Origin of the sequence: Stieleria sp., assembly GCF_041595215.1 — a bacterium.
GTDB classification, from domain to species: domain Bacteria; phylum Planctomycetota; class Planctomycetia; order Pirellulales; family Pirellulaceae; genus Stieleria; species Stieleria magnilauensis.
Window position 1 is genome coordinate 1 of sequence record NZ_JBFHKV010001010.1, and the last position, 3,148, is coordinate 3,148.

General features: G+C 58.9%; 1 pseudogene. It reads right to left on the reverse strand.

The annotated features are described in order from the left end of the window. A pseudogene (locus tag ABX749_RS27410) lies at positions 1-3,148 on the reverse strand (hypothetical protein); the annotation flags it as partial.

The window sequence follows — 3,148 nt, forward strand, 5'->3', positions numbered from 1 at the left end:
ACGCGCTGAAGCAGGGTGACGTCGCCACCGGTGTACGAACCGCTGGCGTTGTGATCGCCGGCATAAGCCGCGATGTGCAATCCATCATCGTCACGAGTCGGTCGCAGCGCAGGCAACGGGGCACTATCGCGGACTTCGACGGTCCGCAGGTCCAAGACCTGTTTGGCGGTGTAGGGTGCGGAGGCGGGAACCGATGCGGCGAATCGTCCGAGTTCCATCACACCCTCCACGGCCGCAAACTCGTTCGGACTGCTGACGGTGACGCGTGCCAGTCCGGGGTTGACCAGATGGAACGCCGCAGCCGCGCCGGAGATGTCGGTGGAAAACCCACTCAGCGTCAACAGGTTGGGATCAAATGCCAGTTCAAAGTCGACGCTGGATACATCGTGCCCGGTGCTCAGCGTCACAGGAATTCCGGAGTCGGCGTTGCCGGGCAGGTTGACCGTCTGGCCGGCTCCACGGGCGAATTCGGGGATGGCGATGGTCACGTCATCGACCGCCGGCGTCGCGATCACAAAGCCGCGAATGAAATCGTCTCCCGCAGTTCCGTCTTCGTTGCCGTCGAGCCGTTCGCCCTGGTCGTCTTTGAATCCGTCGGTTGCACTGCGCAAGGTGACGGTGTAGTGGTCCGGTTCCAAGGGGCCACCGGTGCGGATAAAGGTCACGCTGCGCCCGGATTCATCGACGACCAGTGATCCACTCACGATTCCCGTTGCGGCACCTTGCACGACGACATCCGCCGGCCCGAGGGATTGGGAAAAGTCGTCGTACAAGTTCAAGTCGGTGTCATCGAGCGAGCGATTGAAGTGCGCGACAAAGCCGTTGTGGTTGGCCATGAAGTGCGTGACCACCAGCGTCGGCGTTGCTTGGTGATTGCCAAAATCGATGGTGCCAACCACCTCGTCTTCGCCAAGATGCACCAGATGCGACTGATCGTTCGCAGTGCTGGTGAATGTGAATTGGTCCACCACACCACCGCTAAACACGATTCGCGAAATCGGATCGGCCGGATCGAGTGTGGCAAAGTTCGCCGGATCGGCGTTGACCGTCGCCAGCCGACTGGTGACCTGCCCCAACACGGTCCCGTCCACACCGTAGGCCGTCGCCGTCGCAGGGGTGGGGCCGGCATGAACGAAGAAGAACCGCGTCGAATCGATCGGGCGGTTGAACTCCACGTTCCCCTCCGTGTCGTTGATTTCGTAAGCGAACAGCCCCGACGCGTTGAATGCCGGCATGCCCGTGTTGAGGACGGTTCCGCCGGCGAAGTGCGCCCCGGCAAAACTGAAATCGGTCACACCGGGAAGCGTGATCCCCGACTCCGGCCCCGTCGCATCAAATTCAATCGTGCTCGAGACCGCCACCGCGATCGGAAAGGTCTGTTGGAATCCCGTCGGCACGACTTCGCGAATGACATGACTTCCTTCGATCAGGTCGATGATCGTGTACCGGCCGGTTTCATCCACGTCGCTCGTCGAGGGGTTGTCCGCCGATGAGATGGCAAAGGGCTCACCGACGTCGTACTGTCCGTCACGGTCCACGTCGACGTAGATCCGGACACCCCCGAGTCCCGGTTCGCCGGCGTCGCGTTGTCCGTTGTTGTTCAAGTCGTTGAACTTGGTCCCGGTGACTTCACCGAAACCGGCTCGCGGCGCGGGCAACGGCGGCATGTACACAGCCAGCGGGCGGCTGGGATTATCGACCTTGTCCAGGATCTTGAGGTCAATTTGTGCCGGAGTCGTCGTGCCCCAGAAATTGTAGCGCAAATCGACTTCCGCATTCGAATCGCCGACCAGCACGATGCCGGTATTGTTGGAAGCCAGATTGCTGAAGTCATTGATGCGAATGTCTGTCCGGGCCGAACTGTCGATTTGCAGCGGAGTGTAGAACTCATTGCGGTCAAACACGACGCTCGCTGCCGGATCGATCTCGATCTTGTCCCAGGCAAAAAGCGACTTCTCGGCGAAGAAGTTCCCACGGACAAAGATCCGAGCGATGTCTTGGAGGTTGCCTGTGCTGATGCGGGTGAAATCGGTCTTGAACACGTCCAACGTGCCTGTCGCGCTGACCGAAATGCCCGAGGTTTGCCCGCCGTATCCATCTTCAAGTACCAGGGACGCGGCGTTGTCGAATCGCAAGGTGCCGTCAACATTGAACTGCTGGTTTTCCTTCAGCAACGTACTCACATCATCATTGATCGACAGTAACGCCTCCTCTTGGATCGTGAACCCGCTCGGGAATACATAGCGCAGATCAACCGTCGTGGCCGTGCCAATCGGATTCAGGTCCAGTGTTTCCCCGGTCGGCAGTGAGCCGGCAAGGATGTTGATGTCTTCAAAACGCAGGTTGTCTGCAAGTCGAGACGGATCTTGCAGGTGTGGATAGGGCACCGAGATCGGCTGCGTGAACTCGTTCCGCAGGACCCAAGGCGTAACTCCGTTGCTGATCACACTGCCATCGCTCAATCGGATCGAATCCCAGTCGAAGTGTGAGTCTGTTGCTTTGAATTTTCCACCGGCGGCGACGTCGATGCGAATGTCGTCTTGAAAGTTGCCGGTGTTGGTACGCGTGAAGTCCGTATTGATCACGTCCAGCGTGCCCGTTCCATTGACCGAAATCCCGGCGAATTGACCGCTGTAACCGTCTTCGGCGACCATCGAAGCCGCGTTGTCAAACTTCAACGTGCCATCAACCGAAATCTGTTGGTCTTCTTTCAACAACACCGAGACGCCCTGATTGACCGACAGCATCGCGTTGGATTGGATCTCGAATCCGCTCGGGAACACGTAGCGCAGGTCAATTGTCGTCGCCGTGCCGATCAGATTCAGGTCCAGCGTTTCCCCGGTCGGCAGTGAGCCGGCCAGGATGTTGATGTCTTCAAAACGCAGGTTGTCCGCAAGTCGTGAGGCATCTTGCAGGTGTTGATAGAGCACCGAGATCGGCTGGGTGAACTCGTTCCGCAGGACCCAAGGCGTGGCACCGTTGCTGATCACACTGCCATCGCTCAATCGGATGGAATCCCAGTCGAATTGCGAGTCCGTTGCCTTGAATTTTCCACCGGCGGCGACGTCGATGCGAATGTCGTCTTGAAAGTTGCCGGTGTTGGTACGCGTGAAGTCCGTATTGATCACGTCCAGCGTGCCCGTTCCAT